This is a genomic window from Pseudomonas sp. Root562, assembly GCF_001427125.1.
In the GTDB taxonomy this organism is placed as follows: Bacteria; Pseudomonadota; Gammaproteobacteria; order Pseudomonadales; family Pseudomonadaceae; genus Aquipseudomonas.
The window spans coordinates 326760-346950 of sequence record NZ_LMGK01000022.1 but is presented as its reverse complement, the minus strand read 5'-3'; the positions used below and the strand labels follow the sequence as shown (position 1 = coordinate 346950).

At 60.1% G+C, this 20191-nt stretch carries 15 protein-coding genes; all 15 read right to left on the bottom strand.

All coding sequences use genetic code 11. The features are described 5' to 3' along the window. Positions 1 to 71: 71 nt before the first annotated feature. Entirely contained in the window at positions 72 to 2438 is a 2367-nt protein-coding gene (locus ASD60_RS19200) for a tetratricopeptide repeat protein (protein ID WP_056855514.1), read from the bottom strand. A gap of 227 nt (positions 2439 to 2665) precedes the next feature. Next, the gene (locus ASD60_RS19195) at positions 2666 to 5179 is read right to left on the bottom strand and encodes a fused MFS/spermidine synthase (RefSeq protein WP_056855513.1); all 2514 of its coding nucleotides are present in this window, start codon (positions 5177 to 5179) and stop codon (positions 2666 to 2668) included. Positions 5180 to 5385: 206 nt separating this feature from the next. Beyond that, positions 5386 to 6966 carry an arylsulfatase gene (locus ASD60_RS19190; RefSeq protein ID WP_056855512.1) on the bottom strand — a complete coding sequence of 527 codons (1581 nt, stop codon included), beginning with the start codon at positions 6964 to 6966 and terminating at the stop codon, positions 5386 to 5388. 70 nt (positions 6967 to 7036) lie between these two features. Further along, positions 7037 to 8065: an HAD family hydrolase gene (locus tag ASD60_RS19185; protein ID WP_056855511.1), complete on the bottom strand. Its 1029-nt coding sequence runs from the start codon at positions 8063 to 8065 to the stop codon at positions 7037 to 7039. Beyond that, the gene (locus ASD60_RS19180; RefSeq protein WP_056855510.1) at positions 8062 to 9510 is read right to left on the bottom strand and encodes a BatD family protein; all 1449 of its coding nucleotides are present in this window, start codon (positions 9508 to 9510) and stop codon (positions 8062 to 8064) included. Before ASD60_RS19180 ends, ASD60_RS19185 begins: the two co-directional genes overlap by 4 nt. Beyond that, positions 9507 to 11087 (bottom strand): VWA domain-containing protein, encoded by a 1581-nt coding sequence (locus ASD60_RS19175; RefSeq protein ID WP_056855509.1) that lies wholly within the window; start codon positions 11085 to 11087, stop codon positions 9507 to 9509. Before ASD60_RS19175 ends, ASD60_RS19180 begins: the two co-directional genes overlap by 4 nt. Position 11088: 1 nt before the next feature. Then, positions 11089 to 12081, bottom strand: a complete 993-nt coding sequence (locus ASD60_RS19170) for a vWA domain-containing protein (RefSeq protein WP_056855508.1) — start codon at positions 12079 to 12081, stop codon at positions 11089 to 11091. Further along, positions 12068 to 12649 (bottom strand): DUF4381 domain-containing protein, encoded by a 582-nt coding sequence (locus tag ASD60_RS19165; protein WP_056855507.1) that lies wholly within the window; start codon positions 12647 to 12649, stop codon positions 12068 to 12070. The genes ASD60_RS19170 and ASD60_RS19165 overlap by 14 nt, the downstream gene beginning before the upstream one ends. Beyond that, positions 12646 to 13581: a DUF58 domain-containing protein gene (locus ASD60_RS19160; RefSeq protein ID WP_056855506.1), complete on the bottom strand. Its 936-nt coding sequence runs from the start codon at positions 13579 to 13581 to the stop codon at positions 12646 to 12648. The genes ASD60_RS19165 and ASD60_RS19160 overlap by 4 nt, the downstream gene beginning before the upstream one ends. Then, entirely contained in the window at positions 13578 to 14558 is a 981-nt protein-coding gene (locus ASD60_RS19155; protein WP_056855505.1) for an AAA family ATPase, read from the bottom strand. The genes ASD60_RS19160 and ASD60_RS19155 overlap by 4 nt, the downstream gene beginning before the upstream one ends. Positions 14559 to 14566: 8 nt before the next feature. Continuing rightward, the gene (locus tag ASD60_RS19150) at positions 14567 to 15511 is read right to left on the bottom strand and encodes a SphA family protein (RefSeq protein WP_056855504.1); all 945 of its coding nucleotides are present in this window, start codon (positions 15509 to 15511) and stop codon (positions 14567 to 14569) included. Between the two features lie 12 nt (positions 15512 to 15523). Then, a complete protein-coding gene (locus ASD60_RS19145) occupies positions 15524 to 16930 on the bottom strand; it encodes a DUF1254 domain-containing protein (RefSeq protein WP_056855503.1) in 1407 nt (468 codons plus the stop codon). Positions 16931 to 16957: 27 nt separating this feature from the next. Next, positions 16958 to 18409 (bottom strand): DUF1254 domain-containing protein, encoded by a 1452-nt coding sequence (locus tag ASD60_RS19140; protein WP_082557619.1) that lies wholly within the window; start codon positions 18407 to 18409, stop codon positions 16958 to 16960. Positions 18410 to 18419: 10 nt separating this feature from the next. Beyond that, positions 18420 to 19211, bottom strand: coding sequence for a hypothetical protein (locus ASD60_RS19135; RefSeq protein ID WP_056855502.1), 792 nt, complete (start codon positions 19209 to 19211; stop codon positions 18420 to 18422). Positions 19212 to 19510: 299 nt separating this feature from the next. Further along, a complete protein-coding gene (locus ASD60_RS19130) occupies positions 19511 to 19789 on the bottom strand; it encodes a DUF6124 family protein (RefSeq protein ID WP_056855501.1) in 279 nt (92 codons plus the stop codon). Positions 19790 to 20191: the final 402 nt, after the last annotated feature.

Here is a 20191-nt window from a genome sequence, read left to right as displayed (position 1 = left end):
GCTGCCAGCGTTATCGTTGACGTCCATCGCGAGCAGGGCTCACTCCTACAGGGATCTTCAGCGACCAGCGATCACTTCAACGCCGGGTCGCCCATGTTCATTTTCTTCCAGCCTTGCAGCAGCACTTGGGCCTTGGGCTCCTGGCCGTTATTCAGGTAGTACTGAATCAGCGCCAACCGAGCGTTGCGGTTGGCGGGCTGCACTTTCAACAGCCTTTCCAGTTCCTCGCAGGCTTGATCAATCTTGCCGCTGTCGTGAAGCGCCACGGCCAGCACGTAACCGTACTGGGCACTTTGTGGTTCCAATTGCGCGGCTTTGCGCAGGAACGGCATGGCCTGTTCGGTTTTGCGCGCACGCACCAGCGACAGGCCCTGAGTGTGCTGCAAAAGGGCGGCATTCGGGTGGTCTTTCAGGCTTTGCGCCAGGAGTGCCTGAGCTTCCTGACCACGGCCATTGGCCTCCAGCCATTGCACCAGCGTCACCAGCGCCGGGTAGAAGTCCGGATCGCGCTTGAGCGCAGTACGCAGCAGCCCTTCGACTTCGCCGCCGCGGCCATCGGCCTGGTACAGCATGGCCAGATTGAGGTTGGCTTCGGCACGTTCGGCAAGGCTCTTTTGCACTGCTTCGTACTCGCCAATGGCAGTGTTCCAGCTGTCCTGATCCGTGCCCATACCGCTGCGCGCCACGCTTAACAAGTCGCGGGCGGCGGCAATGCGCACGGCTTTGACAGGGTCGCTGAGCAACGGCGTCAACAGTGGGGCTCGCTCCGGTGGTGGCAGGAAGGCACTGATCGCACGGATGGCACTTTCGCGCACTTGCGGCGCCGGATTGGCCAAGTCCTTGGTGGCCAGTTTCAGTGCCTGTTCGCTCGGGTACAGAGGCAATTCGCCCAGTAGCGTCGCTCGTTGAATCGCCGGCAGGTTGTTGCGTTGCAGCTGCTCGTACAGCGCTTGCGCTGCACCTGGCTGGCCATTGCGGATCAGCCACAGGCTTTCGTCGTAACGCGGGGCCTGCGGCGCACTGGCGTTGGCGGTGTTCCAGAGCTTGAACTGCTCGGTGACCTTGTCACCGGCCTTGCCCTGATGACAGGTCAGGCAGGCGTCCGGGGTGCCGAGTTTTTTCGCTCGCTCCGGGTTGGGAATGCTGAAGCTGTGGTCATGCCGGAAATCGTTGCCCATGTAGAACTTGCCGGGCATATGACAATCGATGCACTGCGAACCCGGCTGGCCCATGGTGTGGCGAGTGTGTTCGATGGAATCGTAGTTTTTCGCTTGCAGGCCTTTGCCGTCGACACCTTCCACCGGAGTCTTGCCGGCGGTGTTGTGGCATTGCAGGCAGACACCGTTGCCCGGCGCCTTGAGTTCGCTGCTGTGCGGGTTGTGGCAGTTGCTGCAGCGCACGCCTTTGTCGAACATTTTGCTTTGGGCGAAAGAGCCGTGCTCGAACACTTCGTCCTTGATCTTGCCGTCCAGGGCGTACAGCTCGCGGGTCAGGGGGCTTGGCAGGTAATCATCCATCAGTCGGTTACCGGCGCTGAAACCATCACCCAGCGGCGCACGACGGGAGTGGCAACGAGCGCAGGTTTCGATTTCAACGGTGGCGTCCTTGTCCTTGAGGTCGACGGCAAACCCGGCATGAATCAGGTCGGTTTTCTTTGCTGTCCATTCCAGATGATTGGATGCTGGACCGTGGCAGGCCTGACAGCCGACGCCGAGGCTGTTCCACTGGCTGTCGAAGGTGTTTTTTGCCGTATCAAAGTTACGTTTATAACCGGTGGTGTGGCACTCGACGCACATGAAATTGGCGTTCTGGCTCGGTTTGCTCCAGTGCAACGGGTCCTTGAAAGTCACGCCCTGGCCCGGATAGAGATGAAACCAGCGCTGTTTCTCGGTATCCCAGGCGATGCCGAGCGCTTGCAAGCGACCGTCTCCGACCTCGATCAGGTATTGCTGCAATGGCGCTATGCCAAAGGTGTAGGCGACTTTGAAGTCTGCGTTCTTGCCGTCGATTCCAGGCGTATTGACCCAGAACCCATCGTCCTTGCGCGAGAAACGGGTGGTTTCGTTTTCTGCCTTGAACGTGACGTTGTTGAAGTCACCGAGCAGGGTATCGGCGTTGGCCGGTTGCATCGCCAATTGGTGATGGGAGCCTTGCCAATCCTTGACCTGGGCACTGTGGCAGCCTTGGCATTGCTGTTCGTCGACCATTGTTGCCGGCGCCGTGGCCAGCGGTTTTGGCTGCGGTTTGGCAGGTTGCACGGCGGGCGTGCTGACGGGCGCATAGGTCGTCGGCGCGGGGTTGCTGGCAAACAGGAACCAGCCGATAGCTGCGACCGCCAGGAGCAGGATGCCGATGGTGACGGGGAACAGATAACGATGAATCAGCGTGGGCCGTGAATCAGGACCAGGGTTTACTGCTTTGTTTTTATGTTTCGGCATTGCGACTTCCGTGGTCCAGGTGCGTTTGCCGTCAGGCGTGCGTTCATGCTGGGTGCAGCTTTGCCGTAAGGCCGGCGTGTGTCAAATGATGGTTGTGGTGAATCGGATCGCCCCATCGCTGGCAAGCCAGCTCCCACAGGATTTGCATCGGTCACAACATTCCGGCACGACACAACACCTGTAGGTGCTGGCTTGTCGGGTCGCCGCATCGCAGCGATAGCGATCTCTCATTCCCCGACAAACCACCGGTAATACGGATTGCCGCCATCGCCACGCATGACTTCGCGGATATCCCGGCTCCAGGCATCGCGATCGCCCTCATAGGCATGCAGGCTGGCCCGGTAGAACTGCATCAGGCGTTGTTGATGAGTGTTCATCCGCTCGGTAAACCCTTGGTCGGCATTCAACAACGGTGGCGCAGTGTGCAGGTCCAGCAGCGTCGGCAACACACGGGTGATTTCCTTGGCCCGTACCCACGGCGCGTATTCGATTCGTGGTTGATCGTCGGTCACCGGTGGCGCATTCGCGGCGAATCGCTCAAGCCCGGCGCGATCTGTGACCCAGGTGGCCAGCAGCGCGGCCGCCGAGCCGATGCCCACGTCCTGCAAGGTGCTCCGCACGCTGTCCTGTTGGAAGCGTTGGTTGATCTTCGTCGCGTCCAGTTCCATCGGTTCCATGGAACCTACCAGCAGCATTTCATGAAACTCACTGGTCCACAGGCTGGCGTAGGGGTAAACGTCGAGGAAGCTGCGTACCAGCGAGCGCGAATCGTCGATGTTTTGGGTCGGCAATGGCAGCCATTGTGCGACCAGGCCTTGTTTGTTCAACCGACTGGCAGCCAGTTGGTAGAAGTCGCGGGAGTACAGATTTACCACGCCGGCCGCGGAGGGCGGGGGCGGCTCGAGGGTAATGAGGTCATAGCGTTGCGGGTTGCGCAGCAGTTCCTGGCGACCGTCGCGCAGCCGGACATCGACGGCGGGATTGGCTGCCGCGTTGAAGTTGCCCTTGAACAACGGTGCCGCCTTGACCACCGCGGGCAGCAACTCGGCGACCACCCGATGCTCAAGACCCGGGTACTGCGTCAACGCGCCCGCGGTAATGCCAGTGCCGAAGCCGATCACCAGGGCCGAGCGGGGTTCACCGTTGTGGATGAGCAACGGCAGCAGCGCCTGAATCCGCATGTAACGCAGGGAGGGCATGGCGTCGCCGGTATTGGATACGCCCTGGATATACAAACGCTCGAAGGTCCTTTGTCCCTTGCCTTGGGTGACCACGGCAACGGTGCCGCCGCGGCCTTCCTCGTAGTACGCCAGCGTGCCGTTACGCGCGCCGGGAAGCAGGCTGGCCAGTTTGTCTATCGGTGTCAGCAGTGCCAGAGCCAGCGAAATCAGACCGACAGCAATCACCCCCTGACGCCGACCTTTCTTCACGCCGTGACCCTTGCGCACCGCAAAGTAGCCAATCGCGGCAGCGATAATCGCCAGCAACCCAAGGGTTCGCACCAGGCCCAGCAGCGGGATCAGCACGAAACCGCAGAGCATGACGCCGACGATCCCGCCCAGGGTATTGAACGCCACCACTTCACCGACGTTGCGCCCCACGTGATCGTGTCCGACGCTCAAACGCAGCGCCACGGGAAACGCCGCGCCGAGCAGTACGGTCGGCACGAACACGATGCACACGGCCGCCACTGCGAAGCGTGCGCTCATGCCCAGCAGTTCGCTGGCTCCCAACGACAGCACCCAGGCTTCGACCACGCTTTGGGCGAGTACCAGCCAGCGCCCGAGCAAGGCAATTTCCAGTAGCGCGATCAGCCCGGCCCCGGCGATCAGCAGACCAAACACGCCCCAGGGATCGCGCAGGCGATCAACCCGACGGGAGAGCAGGGCGCTACCCAAAAACAAACCGGTGAGGTAGGTCGCCAACACCACGGCGAAGGCGTAGGTGCGCGTACTCATGAATTGCACGATGGATTGCGACCAGACCACTTCATAACCGAGGGCCACGCCACCGGCGATTGAATAGAGCCACAAAGCGAGGCGATCCGGCGCTGTTTTAGTGTGGTGTGTGACGGCCGTTTCCACGGACTGCGAACAATGGCGCTGGAACCACAAGGCACCCGCAGCGGCCAGCAGATTCAGCATCGCAGCGGCCAGGGCGCTGCCGCGTACACCGAGGGTGGCAATCAACACGAAAGCGGCGAGCAGGGTGCCCGCGATGGCGCCCGCGGTGTTTGCCGCATACAGGTGCCCGCCAGACTTGCCCAGGTGCTGCGGATCGGTTGCCAGGGAACGCACCAACACCGGCAACGTGCCGCCCATCAGCAACGCCGGAATACCCACCAGTGCAAACGGCAACACCCAGGCCAGCAGACCGACATGCTGCTCCAGCCAGGCAAACGGACTGGCCGCCAGACTCATGGCGAACGTAGCGCCAACGCCCAGTACGGCAACCAGCACTTCCAGCCCTGCATACAGCAGAACCGGTTGTCGCAGGCGATCCGCCCAACGACCGAACAGCAAGCCACCCAACGCCAACCCGGCAAAGAATGCACTGATCCCGGCAGTAATGGCATACACCTCGACGCCCACCACCAGTGACAGTTGTTTGATCCATAGCACCTGATACACCAGCGCTGCGGCGCCGGAAACGAACAGCAACAGGGCAGGGATCAACAGTGCCGGAGAGGCGACTTGCGGGGCAGGCATGGCCGACGACTTGCTGGCGACACGTGAGGACATTGCGGATTGCCTTGTACAAAATTCGAATTGAACCAAAACCTGTGGGAGGCTGGCTTTGATCGTTCCCACGCTCTGCGTGGGAATGCCTCAATGGACGCTCCGCGTCCACTTCGGCAGGGGACGCGGAGCGTCCCTGGTTGCATTCCCACGCAAAGCGTGGGAACGATCGCCGCTCGCCGATAAAGGCGAGCGGCGCGACAGCGGTCTTACTGTGCAGCTTTTGCTTTTTCAGCGATCTTGGCATCTACCGCAGCACGGATCTGGTCAATGCTGAAGCTTGCCGGTTTCTGGCTGGGTGGATACTCGACGAATGTTTCGAGGAACGCGGCCGACTTGCCTACGGCAATTGCAGTCAGATAAACGTTCTTTGTGGTCCAGTCGTAGTATTGATCGGAAACCACGTCGGCCCTTTCAAACGGGTCCATACGCAGGTTGAAGATTTTTGGCACGCGCAGACAAACGAAGGGCTCGCTCCAGACTTTAAAACCACCCGGTGCGCGCTGCTCGCAAAATACCGCCTTCCAGTTATCGAAGCGCATCGACACCAGCATTCCGTCGTCGTTGAAATAGTAGAACTCCTTGCGCTCGCCTTTGGGCTGTTGGCCGGTCAGGTAAGGCAACTGGTTATAGCCATCCAGGTGCACTTTGAAGTTCGCGGCGCCCGAAGTGGGTGCCCAACCTTTGAGCAACTTGTTCTTCACGTCCGTTTCACCGGCTGCCGCGAGCAGCGTCGGGAACCAGTCCATGCCCGAGAACATCTCGTTGGACACTTCACCCGGCTTGATCTTGCCCGGCCAGCGAATCATCGCCGGCACACGGTAAGCGCCTTCCCAGTTGGAGTTCTTCTCGTTGCGGAACGGCGTGGTTGCCGCGTCCGGCCAGGAGAACTGGTTCGGACCGTTGTCGGTGGTGTAGACGACGATGGTGTTGTCGGTGATTTTCAGGTCGTCGAGGGTTTTCAGCAGTTTGCCGACGTCACCGTCATGCTCGAGCATGCCGTCGGCATATTCGTTGCCGGGCATGCCGCTCTGACCCTTCATCGACTCGCGCACATGGGTGAACAGGTGCATGCGCGTGGTGTTCATCCAGACGAAGAACGGCTTGTCGGCCTTGGCCTGTTTCTCGATGAACGCCTGTGCTGCGGCGGTGGTCTCGTCGTCGATGGTTTCCATACGCTTGGCGGTAAGGGCACCGGTGTCTTCGATCTTGCCATCGGCAAAACTGTGGATTACGCCGCGCGGGGCGTTGGCTTTGACGAACGCGGCATCGTCTTTGGGCCAGTACGGACGCTCGGGTTCCTCTTCGGCGTTGAGGTGGTACAGGTTGCCGAAGAACTCGTCGAAACCGTGGTTGGTCGGCAAGTATTCGTCTTTGTCGCCCAAGTGGTTCTTGCCGAACTGACCGGTGGCGTAGCCCTGGGACTTCAGCGCCTGGGCGATGGTGATATCGCGTTTTTGCAGGCCTACGGGGGCGCCCGGGATGCCAACTTTCGACAGACCGGTACGCAAGGGAGTCTGCCCGGTAATGAACGACGAGCGCCCAGCAGTGCAGCTGTTCTCCGCGTAATAGTCGGTGAACATCATGCCTTCCTTGGCGATGCGATCAATGTTCGGAGTCTTGTACCCGACCACGCCCATGGAATAGGCACTGATATTGGTCTGGCCGATGTCGTCGCCGAAAATCACGAGAATATTGGGTTTATCGGCGGCCACGGCGGTTGCCGAGATCGCCATTACCGATGTCGCCACCAGGGCGAGTTTCGGTAACCAGTTGCGTATGCGAGTCATCTGACTAGCTCCTTTCACTTACGTCGCTCGGTGCGACAAACGTTTATTGCGGCCCTGCGTTACGCTTTTTTTACTGCACTTGCCCGGTAGTGGTGGTATCGAACGGATAGATACGACGCCATTCGGCTGCCATGTCGACGACGGTCCAGCCACGTTTGTTTGCTTCGTCCAGTGCCTTGTCCAGACGACCGATCTGCGACTGGCGGTCGTAAGCCCATTCGCGTTTGGCGTCGGTGTGGTGCACCAGCCCCATGAATCGTTTGCCCGGCCCGGCCGCCGTCCACTGCAGCATCTGCAAGTCACCGTCGGAGTTGCCGAAGGCGAGAATCGGTCGTCGGCCGATCACCGCGTCGATGCTCACCGGTTTGCCCGGGCCGTCATCGTTGTGCGCCAGTTTCGGCGTGCGCAGGATCGACGCCTTGCCATCCTTGTACTCAAACGTGGTGACAAAAGTGGTGCCGATGACTTGCTCGGGTGGAATGCCATAGACCTTTTCGGCGAACGCACGCATGAACGCGGTGTCGCCGCCGGAGACGATGTATGTTTTGAAATTCTGGCTGCGCAGGTAGTCGAGCATTTCCAGCATTGGCTGGAAGATCATTTCTGTGTACGGCTTGCCGGTTTTCGGATGGCGGGCCTGGGTCAGCCAGGTTTTGGCGTAATCGTCGAAGGCCTCGGTGGTCATGCCGGTGTGGGTGGCGCCGAAGATCTTCATCATGCCTTCCAGGCCGGTGGCGGCCAGGGCCTTGTGATCGTTTTCCAGCACGGCCTGGAACGGCTGGGTGGTTTTCCATTCCGGGTGCTGCGCCGCCGTGCGCTTGACCTCTTCGAGGGCGAACAGCAATTCGAAGTACATCGGTTGCTCGCTCCACAGCGTGCCGTCGTTATCGAACACTGCGATGCGGTCCTCGGGTTTGACGAAGTCCTTGCTGCCCTGATCGGTGACGGCCTGGACGAATTCGATGATGTTCTTTTTCGATGGGCCGTCGTTCCATGACGCCAGCGGCTCGGCGGCCTGTACCAGCAACGGCAGGCTCAAGGCCAGCGCCAGCAGGAACTTGAGCCCTTGAATTTGGCGCAACGAACTCGGACTAGTCATGGGAAATCCTTCTCGAGAACGGGGTTGAGTGGTCGCAATGCAGTAGCGACTGATTCTTTGTTGTGTTCGGCCTGACTATGCAGCGTAGTCAAGGATTTCTTCAGTTGGAGCACTGCCTGATCTTTGGTCGGTTCTCGGCCGTAGCAGGCCCGCAGAAACGCTTGCAGGCGCGGGCCGAGGCCAGTGAGCTTCAAGCCCTTGCGGCTGCGGCGCGTCCACAGGTACAGCGCGCTCAGTTGCGGCGGCTTGCCATCAAGTTGCGCCGGTATTTGTTCCCAGGCGTAATCGGCAGAGGCCAGCCAGGCCTTGTGCCGAGCCTGACGTCGAGCCTTCCAGCCGAGGTACGCGCGCCAGGCGTAGGGACGGGCAAACCAGCCCAGCACAAGCAACCCCGACAGCAGCGCGAGCAGGCCGAAGGCAAAACCCGAAAGGTGAAGGCGATGGCCCTGACCGAGTGTTTTCAAGTCTTCAGTGATCGCGAAAACCGGTTTGTAGGCACTGTTGGCGGCGGCATCGAAACTGATCGCCGGCACTTGCGCAGTGCGGATCTGACGAGTGCTGGCGTCCCACCATTTCACCGCGATGGGCGGGAGACTGTAATGGCCTTCGACGTCGATCCGGTAGGTCACGGTATCGATGCGCTGCCCGCCGTTGAAGTGGCCACGGCCATCATCCAGATTGCTGACCTGTGGCGATTTCGCGTAACGACTCAGGCCTCGAAGATCGCCCAGTGACGGCGTTGGCAATGACATGCCCAGCGCGCCATCCGCTTGTAGCGTCAGTTCTCGGGTGATGCTGTCGCCGACTTTCAGTGGGGCGGTCGAATTCACGACCTTTTGCGTGAAGCGCAAGCCTTGCGCCACCAGCACCGGCTCGCCGACGTCAAACCCTGGTGGTGGTGTCGCCGTGAAATGCAGGGGCAAGCTGCGGGCGCTCAACTCGGTACTGGCCTGACCGGGAGTGGCGCGTACGGTCAGTGCTGGAATATCGAAACTCTGTGCTGCGTTCGGGGTGATCAGGTAGCTGTAGCGCAAGCCGCTGAAGGATTGGCCATCAAGGGTCTGATTGATGTGTTCGGCATGGCCGTCAGGCGGCAGCACCAGTGCGCCGGGCAGCTTCAGGTCGGGCAGGGTGGGCGCACGGGTGAACCAGGTATCGGTCAGGACATCGAGTTGCAGTTCGATCAGGCTGCCGACCATCGCCGGTTCATTGGGTTGCAGGCTGGCCTGGACCCGCAGTTCGGGTTCGGCGGCGAGGGCGTTGAGGCTGATTAACAGGGTGCCGAATAAGGTGGTGATTGCTCTGGCGCTATCGCTGGCAAGCCAGCTCCCACAGGGTTTTGTGTGGTTTTGGAATCTAATGAACGACGCAAAACCTGTGGGGGCTGTGGTGCGACGATTCGACTTGCCAGCGATGGAGGTGACTCGGTTTTTCAGGAAGGTCATGGTTTGACCCCCGCCTGATCCTGCAAACTGAACTTCTGTTTGAGGAATTTCGCCGGCGATGTCGTCAGGTTCTGCAACCATTGTTCATCCGAAGCCGCCTGTTCGGTTTGCACCGGTTTTTCCTGACCCTTGCCCGGCGCCTTGTCCATTTTGATTTCGTCGGGTTTGACCTCGGGGGCATTTTTCTGCGCGTCTTCGGTGTCTTTCTGCAAGGCGATCGCCAAGGCCAGGTTGGCCGTTGCCTCAGGAAACTGCGGTTGCAACTTCAACGCCAGGGTGTAGGCCGCGATGGCCTCGTCGAACTTGAAGCGCCGCACGTAAATGTTGCCCAGATAGAAATAGGCTTGTGGCGTTTGCAGGCGCGCGAAACTGACCAGTGCCAGGTCGAAATCAGCAGCGTTATAGGCGGCGATGCCTTTCCAGTAAGGGTCGACGAAATGCGCTGCCGCCTGGGGGAAATGCCCATGCTCGAAGGCCCAGCGGCCTTGCTGGTCCGGGGTGAAGAACGCATCGGTCAGCGGGTTGGCCTGTGCCGGGGTTGGTTGCAAGCCGACGCCGATGGCCAGTAAAAGACCGGCGACCCAATTCACGCTCCAACCCTTGCGCACGCTGAAAAAACCGATCAGCAGCAGTGGCCAGCACAACCAGTACCCGGCGTCTTTCCAATGCAACTCACGCTGTTCATCGCTCGCAGTCTGGAAATGTTGTTGGGCATGCAGGTCGACCCAATCCAGATCGTCGTTGTTGAGCGTCAGGCTGCCCAGCGGCGCATCCACCGCAGAGGCCAACTGCTTGAGCGCTGCCTGATCGAAACGGCCGAGTTGCGGGCGACCATTGCTGTCGGTGCGCGGTTGGCCACTGCCATCGCGGATGATGCCGCCATCCTCGTTGCCGACGGCGAGGACCAGTACCTGCAGAGCTCCGCCATCGAGTTTCTTGTTCAGGTCATCGAGCGTCGATGTGTCTGCGCCGTCGGTGATCAGCAGCAACGTGCCGGGGGTTTTTTCAGCAGCCAGCAGACGTTTGGCCTGGTCGATCACGGCGCCGACGTCCTTTCCGGGTTTGCTGATCAGGTCGGTGCTCAGTGCTTGAATGAACGTGTCGAGCAGGGCCGGGTCGTCGGTGGCCGGCAACACCAGATGGGCGCTGCCGGCGTAGGCGATCAGCGCATTGCGCGCGCCGGCCCGACGCTGGATCAGGTCATGCAGCTTGTGTTTGGCCGCTTCCAGGCGTGTCGGTTGCACATCATTGGCGTCCATCGAGGGCGACAGGTCAACGGCGATGATCAGCGGTGCACGGTTTTCCAGGAAATCCGGGCGATCCTGCTCCCAGGTCGGCCCCGCAGCGGCAACCGCGCCGAGCATCAGCATTGCGCTGACCAGGTGCACCGGGCGCAGCCATTGCTGGTCTTGCGGGGTGATCAACAAGTGCGGCAACAAGTGCTCGGCAATGTTGCTGCGCAAACGCCGCTGCATGTCACGGCTGCGGCGCCACAGCCATGGCAATAATGCCGCGAACGGCAGCAGCAACAGCCAAAGCGGGCGCAGGAAGTGCAAGTCGCCGAGGTTGATCTCCATCTCAAACCTCCTGCCGCTGACGCACAATAAACAAACGTGGACGCAGCATGGCGAACAGGTGATAGAGCGCGAGTACCGCGATGGCCATCCCGAGCGGCCACCAGAACAGATCGCGTTTGGGTTGGTGGCTGAAGGTTTGCACTTGATGAGGGGTGAGTTGATCGAGGGTGCTGTAGACCTGATCCAGTGCATCGCGATCTTCGGCACGGAAGAACTTGCCACCGGTGGCTGTGGCAATCTGCTGCAAGCCCTGCAAATTGACCTTGGCTTCGCCCTCGGCGCCCGGGTCGCCGATGCCGATGGTGTGGATCACTACGCCTTTGGCGGCAGCCATTTGTGCTGCGTGATCCGGCGTGATGGCGCTGCTGGTGTCGTTGCCGTCTGTGAGCAGAATGACGACTTTTTCCTGTTCATGGGCCTGGTCCAGCAGCTTCAGGCTCAGGCCAATGGCGTCCCCGATCGCGGTGTTGGGCCCGGCCATGCCGATGCCGGTATCGTCCAGCAACAGCGACAGGCTGGCATGATCGAGGGTCAGTGGCGCCTGCGGGTAAGCGCCGCTGCCAAACACGATCAGGCCCAGGCGATCCTCTTTGCGTTTGTCGATAAAACCATGCACCACGTCCTTGACCGCTGCCAGGCGATTGATCTTCTGGCCGTTGGCATCCGTGAAATCGGTGGTTTCCATGGACTGGGAAATGTCGATGGCGAGCATCAGGTCGCGCACCGGTTGCTGGCGCTCGATAGGTTTTTCCACGTACACCGGGCGGGCGGCCGCCAGCAGCAACAGCGCCCACACCAGCAGATTGAGCAGCAACTGCCAGTGGTTGGTGCGAGTTCCGGCCTGGCTTGGCGCCTGGCCAACCGCACGGCTCATGGCGCCGAAAAACGGCACCCGGACCGCGCTGCGAGCTTCGCGATAATCAGGCAGGTAGCGATAACCGAGCCACGGCAAGGGCAGCAGCAATAACAGCCACGGGTATTCAAACTGCCACATGATGCCGCTCCACCCAGAGTTTGCAGGTGTCGAACAACTGCTGGCGTTGTTCGGGGGGCAGGGCGCGCAACAGCGCATCCGGTGCATAGGCAAGCAGGGCCAGTTGCTGACTGAAATCGGCGGGGAGTGGCTCTTTACTGTGCCGTTGCAAAAAAGCCTGCCAATCCTCTTTTCCAAGCGCAGCAGGCCCCTGTAGGAGCATGGCTTGCCCGCGATGAACGATAACGCGATCGGTCTTGGCGTCCGAGGTGCCTGATTCGCGGGCAAGCCTCGCTCCTACGGGGTTTGTGCGGGGCATTGAGATGGCCACGCGCTTGAGCAGTTCTGGAAGCTCGCGCAACGCGTTCAGGTCATTGCTGCGTTTTTGTAACTGTGCCAGCCGCACCAGGGCTTCACGCCGATAGCGGTCACGCCGCCATTGCCGATATCGGCGGGCGGTCAGTAATGAAATCGCAACAACCAATACTGCCAAAAGCATCCACCAACCCCAGGTTTGCGGCGCATAACTGATCGGTGCCGGCAAGGCGATTTCCTTGAGCTGCTCGATGCCCGGAATATTCGGGTTCATCGCCGCGTCCCCGACTGCTTGCCCAACTCGGCGCGCAATTGTTCGTGAGCTTCAACGGCGGTGCTGAACATCATCAGTGGCACCTGGCTGCGCCGCAGCAGCGTGGCCACATCTTTGAGCCGGCCGCTGAGAAAGTCGCCCAATGGCTGGTGCACCTGACGGCGTTCCACCGCCAGTTCAACCTGGAGCTGGCCTTGGGTGATCAGCAGTCGGCCATTTTTCGGCAGATTCAAGGCCAAGGGATCGTAGACCTGCATGGCGATCACATCGTTGTGCGCCGCGAGCTGCCGCATCAACTGCAAGGTTCGTTCGCCGGCACCGGCAAAGTCACTGACGATGCAGATCAGGTGATCGTGACCGGCCACGGCCAGGCACTGTTGCAAGACCTTGTCGAGCTGGTCTTGACCTTCAGCGTCCGGGTTGGCGGCATTCAACGCCTGATTCTGTTCGGCGATGCGGCTGCACAACGCTTCGATGCGTTTGCGGCTACGCAGCGGCGCGATGCTGTCGATGCGCCGGTCGTTGAACACCAGCCCGCCGACCCGGTCGCCGGCGTTGAACACCATCCACGCCGCCAGCGCGCCCAGCTCGGCGGCGACCGCGGATTTGAAGCTGCGTTGCGAACCGAAGAACATCGACATGCGTTGATCGACCAGGATCAACGCCGGGCGATCGCGCTCTTCGGTGAAGGTGCGCACCACCGGTTTACCGGTACGCAGCGAGGCGCGCCAATCCAGGTGCCGCAAATCATCCCCCGGCTGATAGCGTCGCAGCTCATCGAAGTTCAATCCGCGACCGCGCAAGCGCGACGCGTGATTGCCGGCCAGAATACTGCCCTGCGGTTGGCGGGCAGCAAAACTCAGGTCGCGAGCCTTAAACTCCACGGCCATCAATTGCGCCAGAGAAACGTAGACCCGCCCATCAGCATTCATGCAGGAATCGCGACTTTATCGAGCAAACGGTCGAGCACTTGATCGGCCGTTACACCATCGGCCACCGCGTCGTAGCTCAGTTGCAGGCGATGACGCAGCACCGGGTGCACCACGGCGCGCACGTTATCCGGCGAGACGAAGTCCTGGCCTTGCAACCACGCATCGGCCCGGGCGCAACGGTCCAGGCCGATCCCTCCGCGAGGGCTGGCACCGATGGCAATCCAGCGAGCTAGGTCGGCGTCGTAATCAGCCGGGTGGCGCGTGGCGTTGATCAGGTCGATCAGGTAGCGGTCGATGGCGGGGGACACGTGCACCGCACTGACTTCCCGGCGTGCGGCAAAGATCACCTCTTGCGACAGCTCGAAGCCTTTGACCGCGGGGGCTTTGGCGCCGAGGGCCTGTTCTTCTTCGCGCAGCAGGCGCAATACCTGGCTTTCGTTTTCCGCACTCGGGTAATCCAGCAGCACTTTCATCAGGAAACGGTCCATCTGCGCTTCCGGCAGCGGATAAGTGCCTTCCTGTTCGATCGGGTTTTGGGTGGCAACGACGATGAACAATTCCGGCAAGGCATGGCTGTTGCCGGCCACGGTGATCTGCCGTTCTTCCATGGCCTCCAGCAAGGCGGCCTGGACCTTGGCCGGGGCGCGGTTGATTTCGTCGGCCAGGATCAGGTTGCCGAACAGCGGGCCGGGCTGGAACTGGATCTGGTTTTGCCCACCGACCTGATGCAGCACTTCGGCGCCGGTGATGTCCGACGGCAGCAAGTCCGGGGTGAACTGGATGCGGCTCATCTTCGCGTCCAGGTGCTTGGCCAGCGCTTTCACCGTGCGGGTCTTGGCCAGCCCGGGCAGGCTTTCCAGCAGCAGGTGCCCGTTGGCCAGCAAGCCCAGGAGGATTTGCCGGATCACCTGGTCCTGGCCGAGCACTGCTTCGGCGATGCTGGCTTGCAGGGCGTTGAGGTCATTGAGCGCAGTCACGCGGCCTCCTAGAAAAATGCCAGTGTCATGTTGACGGCGATGCCATTGCCTTCCGGCCGGTTCTTGGTGTCGAACTCCGGCACCCAGCGCAGGCTCAGGTTGGCTTCGGCGTCGGCAAACTTGCCGGTCCAGCCCACGACAGGACCGGCGCCCACCGAGCGCCCGCGAAAACCGCTGGTGGCGCTGCCGCTATCGTCGTTGATCTGCTGGATGTAACCGGCGGCCACACCGGCAGCCCAGCCATTGCCGAAGCCGTGGGTCCAGAGCGCGTCGAAGGTGAATAGATCGCCGTTCTGGTAATCCGTGGCGTCGTTTTCGCTGTAGAACTCAAGGCCGCTGGACAGGGTGAGCTCGCCACCGTTTCCGTCCAGATGAGTGAACGCCACGGTAGGCATGAAGGTGTAGGTGTTCTGCCCGGGGTTGGCCAAGCGGTCGTCGTTATAGGCGCCGGTCGGCAAGTAGATCGGCAGCGAGAACGAGATGTGGTTGACCTCGTCGAAGTGATAGCCGGCGGCGATCGGTGTCACCAGCATGTCGGCAAACTGGGTGCCTGTGTCTTCTGTCCCCAGGGTTCTGCCGCGAGGACCTGTGATGTTGGCGGTGACGTCGGTGTACTGCACGGGCACGCCGATGGCCGAGGCGTAGTTCCAGCGTCCCTTGCCGGTGTCCCAGACATGGGTGAAGTTGGCCATGGTGTAGGAAACCTTCATGTCCAGCCCGGTACTCAACGCGCCGACAATCGGCACTTGGGTGTTGCCCTTGAGATCGCCGTCATACCAGATGCTGGTCAGCGACATGACCCAGCCCGGTTCGGGCGGCACGATCCCGGCATTGGAAAAAACCTGCTGCCCGGTGATCGGCCGGCCGACGCCGCCTTCAACGGCCAACACCAGCGGACTGCCGCCGATCATGCACAGCGCCAACAATGGGCGCACAACACAGGGCTTGATCATCACTGACTCCGCTTATTGATCTTGTTGGTTGACGGGTGTCAGCAACGGCATTTTCCATTGGCCGCTGTTGACTTCCGGTTTCGGCAAGTAGAGGCGCAATACGCCATAGAACGGACCGTTCGGTGCTGGCAGCCAGTTGCTTTCCAGCTCTTTGGCCGGTGCCTTGTTTTGTATGTAAAGGGTCAGGCCGCCGTCCGCGTCGAGCTTGAGGTCCGGCAGCATGCGCGAGTTGATCAGGTAGCGATTAAGCGGATTGGCCACCAGCAGTTTGTTCCTGCCGTCGTACATCGTCAGCGACCAGAAAGCGTCGGCCGGGGGCAGGGCACCTTTATCGAAATGCAAGGTGTAGTCGTGCTTCGAGGCATCGACAGGGTGGTTGTCCTTGTCGACGAAGTAACCGATGTAATTCGCCTCTTCAGCGGAATTGCCGAAAATCCCCATGTTGGCGCCCGCGTAGCGGTACAGGTAGTTGCCCTTGAGGTGGTCGCGGGTGCCAAAAAAATCGCCGCTGGTGACTTCGTGGGTATCGACTCTGCTTTTCTTGAATTGGGCGAACTCTGCTTTCGCGTCAGCGATGCCATCTTCCAGGGCCTGGCGTTGATCGGCGCTCAGTTTGCTCAGGTCGAATGGTTTGCCGGCTTCGATGCCAATGGTTTTGAAACGTGCAAGAAGATCCTTTTCAACGTCCTGGGGCGGGGTGAAGGCCAGCATGAAATTCAGGTAGCGGAACAGGTCCGGGGTGTCGCTCATGGTCGGCGCGGGTTTGGGCCAGGCGATTTTTGCCGGGGCCGGCGGCGCCTTGTGCTTGTCGTAATGACTCAGGGTTTCGACCTTGTAACCCTTCTGGATCTGCTTGACCTTGGCCAAGTCCGCGTCATCGAACAGCTGGGTGCGATACAGCGCGTAGGCGATGTTGCTTTCACTGCGCAGCAGCCGATCGATGTTCAACGGTTGCTTACCCTGCCAGTCGGGGCCGGCGATCATGAAATGGCCACCGTTATTGCCAGTGCTGCGGGTGCCCAGGTAGGCGAAGTTTTGCGTATAGGCGTCAATCAGCTGCACGGAGTAATAACGGTGCTCTTCGACGGGCGGAAGCGTCAGTACCAGCGGTTCTGCGCGCAAGTCCATCCACACGAAGGAGTAGGGCGTGTCAGCATTTGGCGTGACGAACGCGGTGTCCTTGGCGGTAAAGGCCTTGGCGGTGTTGCCGATCTGATTGAACGGTGCCTTGTAGTTCGCGCTCGTCTCGTCTACGGCCTGGGTGTAGAGCGTCTTGTACATCTCCACCACCGGGAAACCGTATAAATAGGCTTCCTTGGCGATGCCTCTTGCTTGTTCCGGGGTGGCTGTGAACTCGGCCCAGGCACTGGTGCTCAGCGCCAGGGTCACTACGGTCAACAGCACGTTACGTTGATTCATCATGCGTCCTTGTTGCAATCGCGGGCGTTATTCCACGTTTGTGATGTCGTCGAGTTTCCAGCTTTTGTCGAAATAGGCCTCGGTCGGCGCGTACAGACGGAAGTAACTGAACCAGTGCTTGCCCGGCAGGGTTTGTACCCAATTATTCTCGAAGCCTTTTGGTGCGGTCGGGCCGAAGTACAGGTCGACGGACCCATCGGCGTTTTTCTTCAGGTCCTGGCGCGAGGAGAGGTCGGCCTTGCGCTGCGGATTGTCGATCAGGCAGCGACTGTCGATGTCGTACACGGTCATCGACCAGAACTGCTTGGCCGGAGGATTGGCGCCGACGTGCAGGCGATAGTTTTTCCCGCCGTCGAGCCATTCACCCTTGGCATCGGTGTAGGCGCCCAGGTAGGTCTGACCGAGGCCCGGGGTTTTCGAGACCATGCCTTTGGTGTTGGTGACCGCTTCGTAGAACCACGCACTGCGTTCCCACAGCTGGTCGTAATAGGCCACGCGTTGCGATGGCTCGGCGATGTTCAGCACCGTGTCCCATTGCCGATCAGGCCAGTACTGTGCATCCGGGAAACGCTTGGCGAAGGTGTTGGCCTTGGCGATCAGCTCACCGACCTGTGCCCCTTGCTCAAGTGCCTTGCGCTGGTTGTCATTGGGGTTGAACGGCTTGTCTTTCTCGATGCCGAGGCTGGCGAGCATGGCCATGTAAAAGCGGTCGCGTTCGTTGACCGGTTCTTTCTGGATGATCTGGTGCAGGCGCTGCCAATACGTCAGGCCGCGTGGCTGGGTGCCGGACCAGGCTTTGCCGCCGGGAGTGAGCAGTTTGGTCTTGGTCGGCTCGGCACGTTGGGCGTAGGGGTACATCTTGAATTGTTCGACCAGTGCCTTGCCCTTGGCCGGGTCCGGATCGAGCACACGAAAACCCACCAGCACGTTCATGGTTTCCGATTTGGCCAGGTAATACTTGCCAGCATCGGCCGGCGGCTCGGCGCCCGGTGGCAGCACCAGGTATTTGCCGCCCTTGCCTTTGTCCGGGCCGGTCTGGCCCATGTCGATGATCGCCCGCTGCCAGAAATCACCGATGCCGCCCGCCGTTGGGCCTGACGGCAATTCAATGACCAGCGGCCCGGTTTCATTCAAATCGACAAAGCCCAGGATATACGGCGTGGTGGCATTGGCGGTGATCACACCGAGCTTGTCTTCGTAGCTGTTGAGTACCATCAGGTCGCCACTGTGGGCGCCGAGTTTGTCGCGAAACTCTGCCTGCCATTGCGCGTAAGACACCAGTGGCAAGGCCCACAGGTAACTCTGGGTGGCCTGCTGGAAATCCAGTTCAGCGTACAGTTTGGCGACGGAGTCGTGGGCCGGCAGCTCGCCTTCCATGCTGATCTTGCCGATTCGCGTGTCCAGCTCCTGCGCACCGACCCCACAACTGACGAACATGGTCATCAGGCTGAAACCGGCGGCGCGAAGTGCAATGTGCATATAAAAATCCCTATTTGCCGAACGTGACATTGAGGCCGGCGTACAGCGTGAATTTCGGCAGGCCATCACCTTTGTGATCGACGGTCCACTGCGGCTCGATGAACGCGTTGAGGATATTGGAACCGGACTTCCAGACTTTGCCGCCACCCAAACCGAGTGGGATGTAGTGGGTGTCGTTTTTCAGGTCGAAGGTCCAGGTACCGGTTGAACGCAGGTACCAGCCTTTTTCCAGGTTGTGAATGATGAAAGGCTGCAAGGTTGCGCTTTCGACGTGGGGCCGGTCGCTGTCACCTGCGAAAGAGCTCTGGTATTGCACCAGCGCACCCAAAAGGCCCCGGGGCGAGGAATCGATGGCGACGGCGGCCAGACCACCTTGCCATTTGCCGGTGCCGAGCTCGTCCTGATCGGCGGTGGGCGCGGTGATCATCGGGCCAACACCCAATTGCACACCCTCGGTCTTGAGCAGAAAGATATCGAACAGGTTGAGGTCGCCCTCACCGGTGCTGTAGCCGCTGCTGGGGTCGGGGCGAGTGCTGATAGGCGCAGTGGCACGTATCAACTGCGGGACACCGATGAAGTCGTTGGGCGCAATCGGCAGCGTGCCACGCACCAACAGATCGTTGGTGTGGATATTGGAGTCGTAAAACTTCGGGGTGTAATAGTCCTGCAGACTCATCCCCGGTGCGATGTTCAGGGGGTTGTTGCTTTTGTTGGCGGTCTCGGCGTCATCCGCGTGCGCGTAAATAAAAGGCACGAACGAAAACGCCAAAAGAAAGGCGTGCTTCCCCAATGTGTTTGACATGATTCCCCCGGCTCCCTGGTGGCTCACTTGGATGACTCGGCACTTGATGGCCGTTACTGCGTAATCCCTTTCTTATCAAGCCTGTAGGACACGTCTCTTGAACGTAGCAGCTAAATCCGGGTTAGCCAGTCGAAAGTGTTAATTCCTTGGTTTCTTGTATAAGTTTTTGATTTTTTGTATGTACTGAAAAGTTAATACGAATCAGCAGGTTGGACACAGGCGTGGTTGCTGGAACGAAAAACCCGCAGTCTGTAATGAAACAAACGGCGGGTTTCACGGACGTTGCAGTTCAGTGTGAATCAGGGCGGGTCGAGGTTGTCCAGCACCCGGTTGACTGCCAGCTCCCCGAGCATGATCGATTGCTGAATCCCCAGCAGCGTGTTGCTCTGCGAGCCTTGCAGATACCTGGCGAAATCACTGGCCATGACATTCGCCGAGGCCAGCGATTCGCAGGCGTATGCCAGCAGGGTTTGATTGTCGATATTGGGGGCGATGAGGAAGATGTTGCTGGGTTGGTGGGGAGATTGGCTGGAGGTGTCTGGATCGGTGTCCGGTGGAGTTGAGCTCGATTTGGTCATGGGTCGTAGTCCTAATAGTTAGGGCTGCAACTATCTCGCTACTAAACGAAGAGGTGGCAGCTATGCGCAAGTTAGTAGACCGGATACCGACCCAAATCCGGCGCGCCCAAGGGCGCCATGCGCACAGCTACCATTAAGTACAGGCCAATGCCTGACTGAATGAAGCTTGTACAACCGTATCAGGAAGGTAGTCGGGCTACTAAACCCGGTCACTGACAATCAGCGACGCAAATCAAGTTACCGATGGCCTCTGGGACGCACAAGCCGGCGGATTCTGGCGTAGTTGTAGGCAATGCCGCAAGGCGCTGTAGCCTCCCGGAAACTGGCATTTTGATGCAAAACATCACGCTCACTGACGCTGAGCAAAAGTAAGCGGTTTAACAGAGGTAGAGCCCGTCGGAG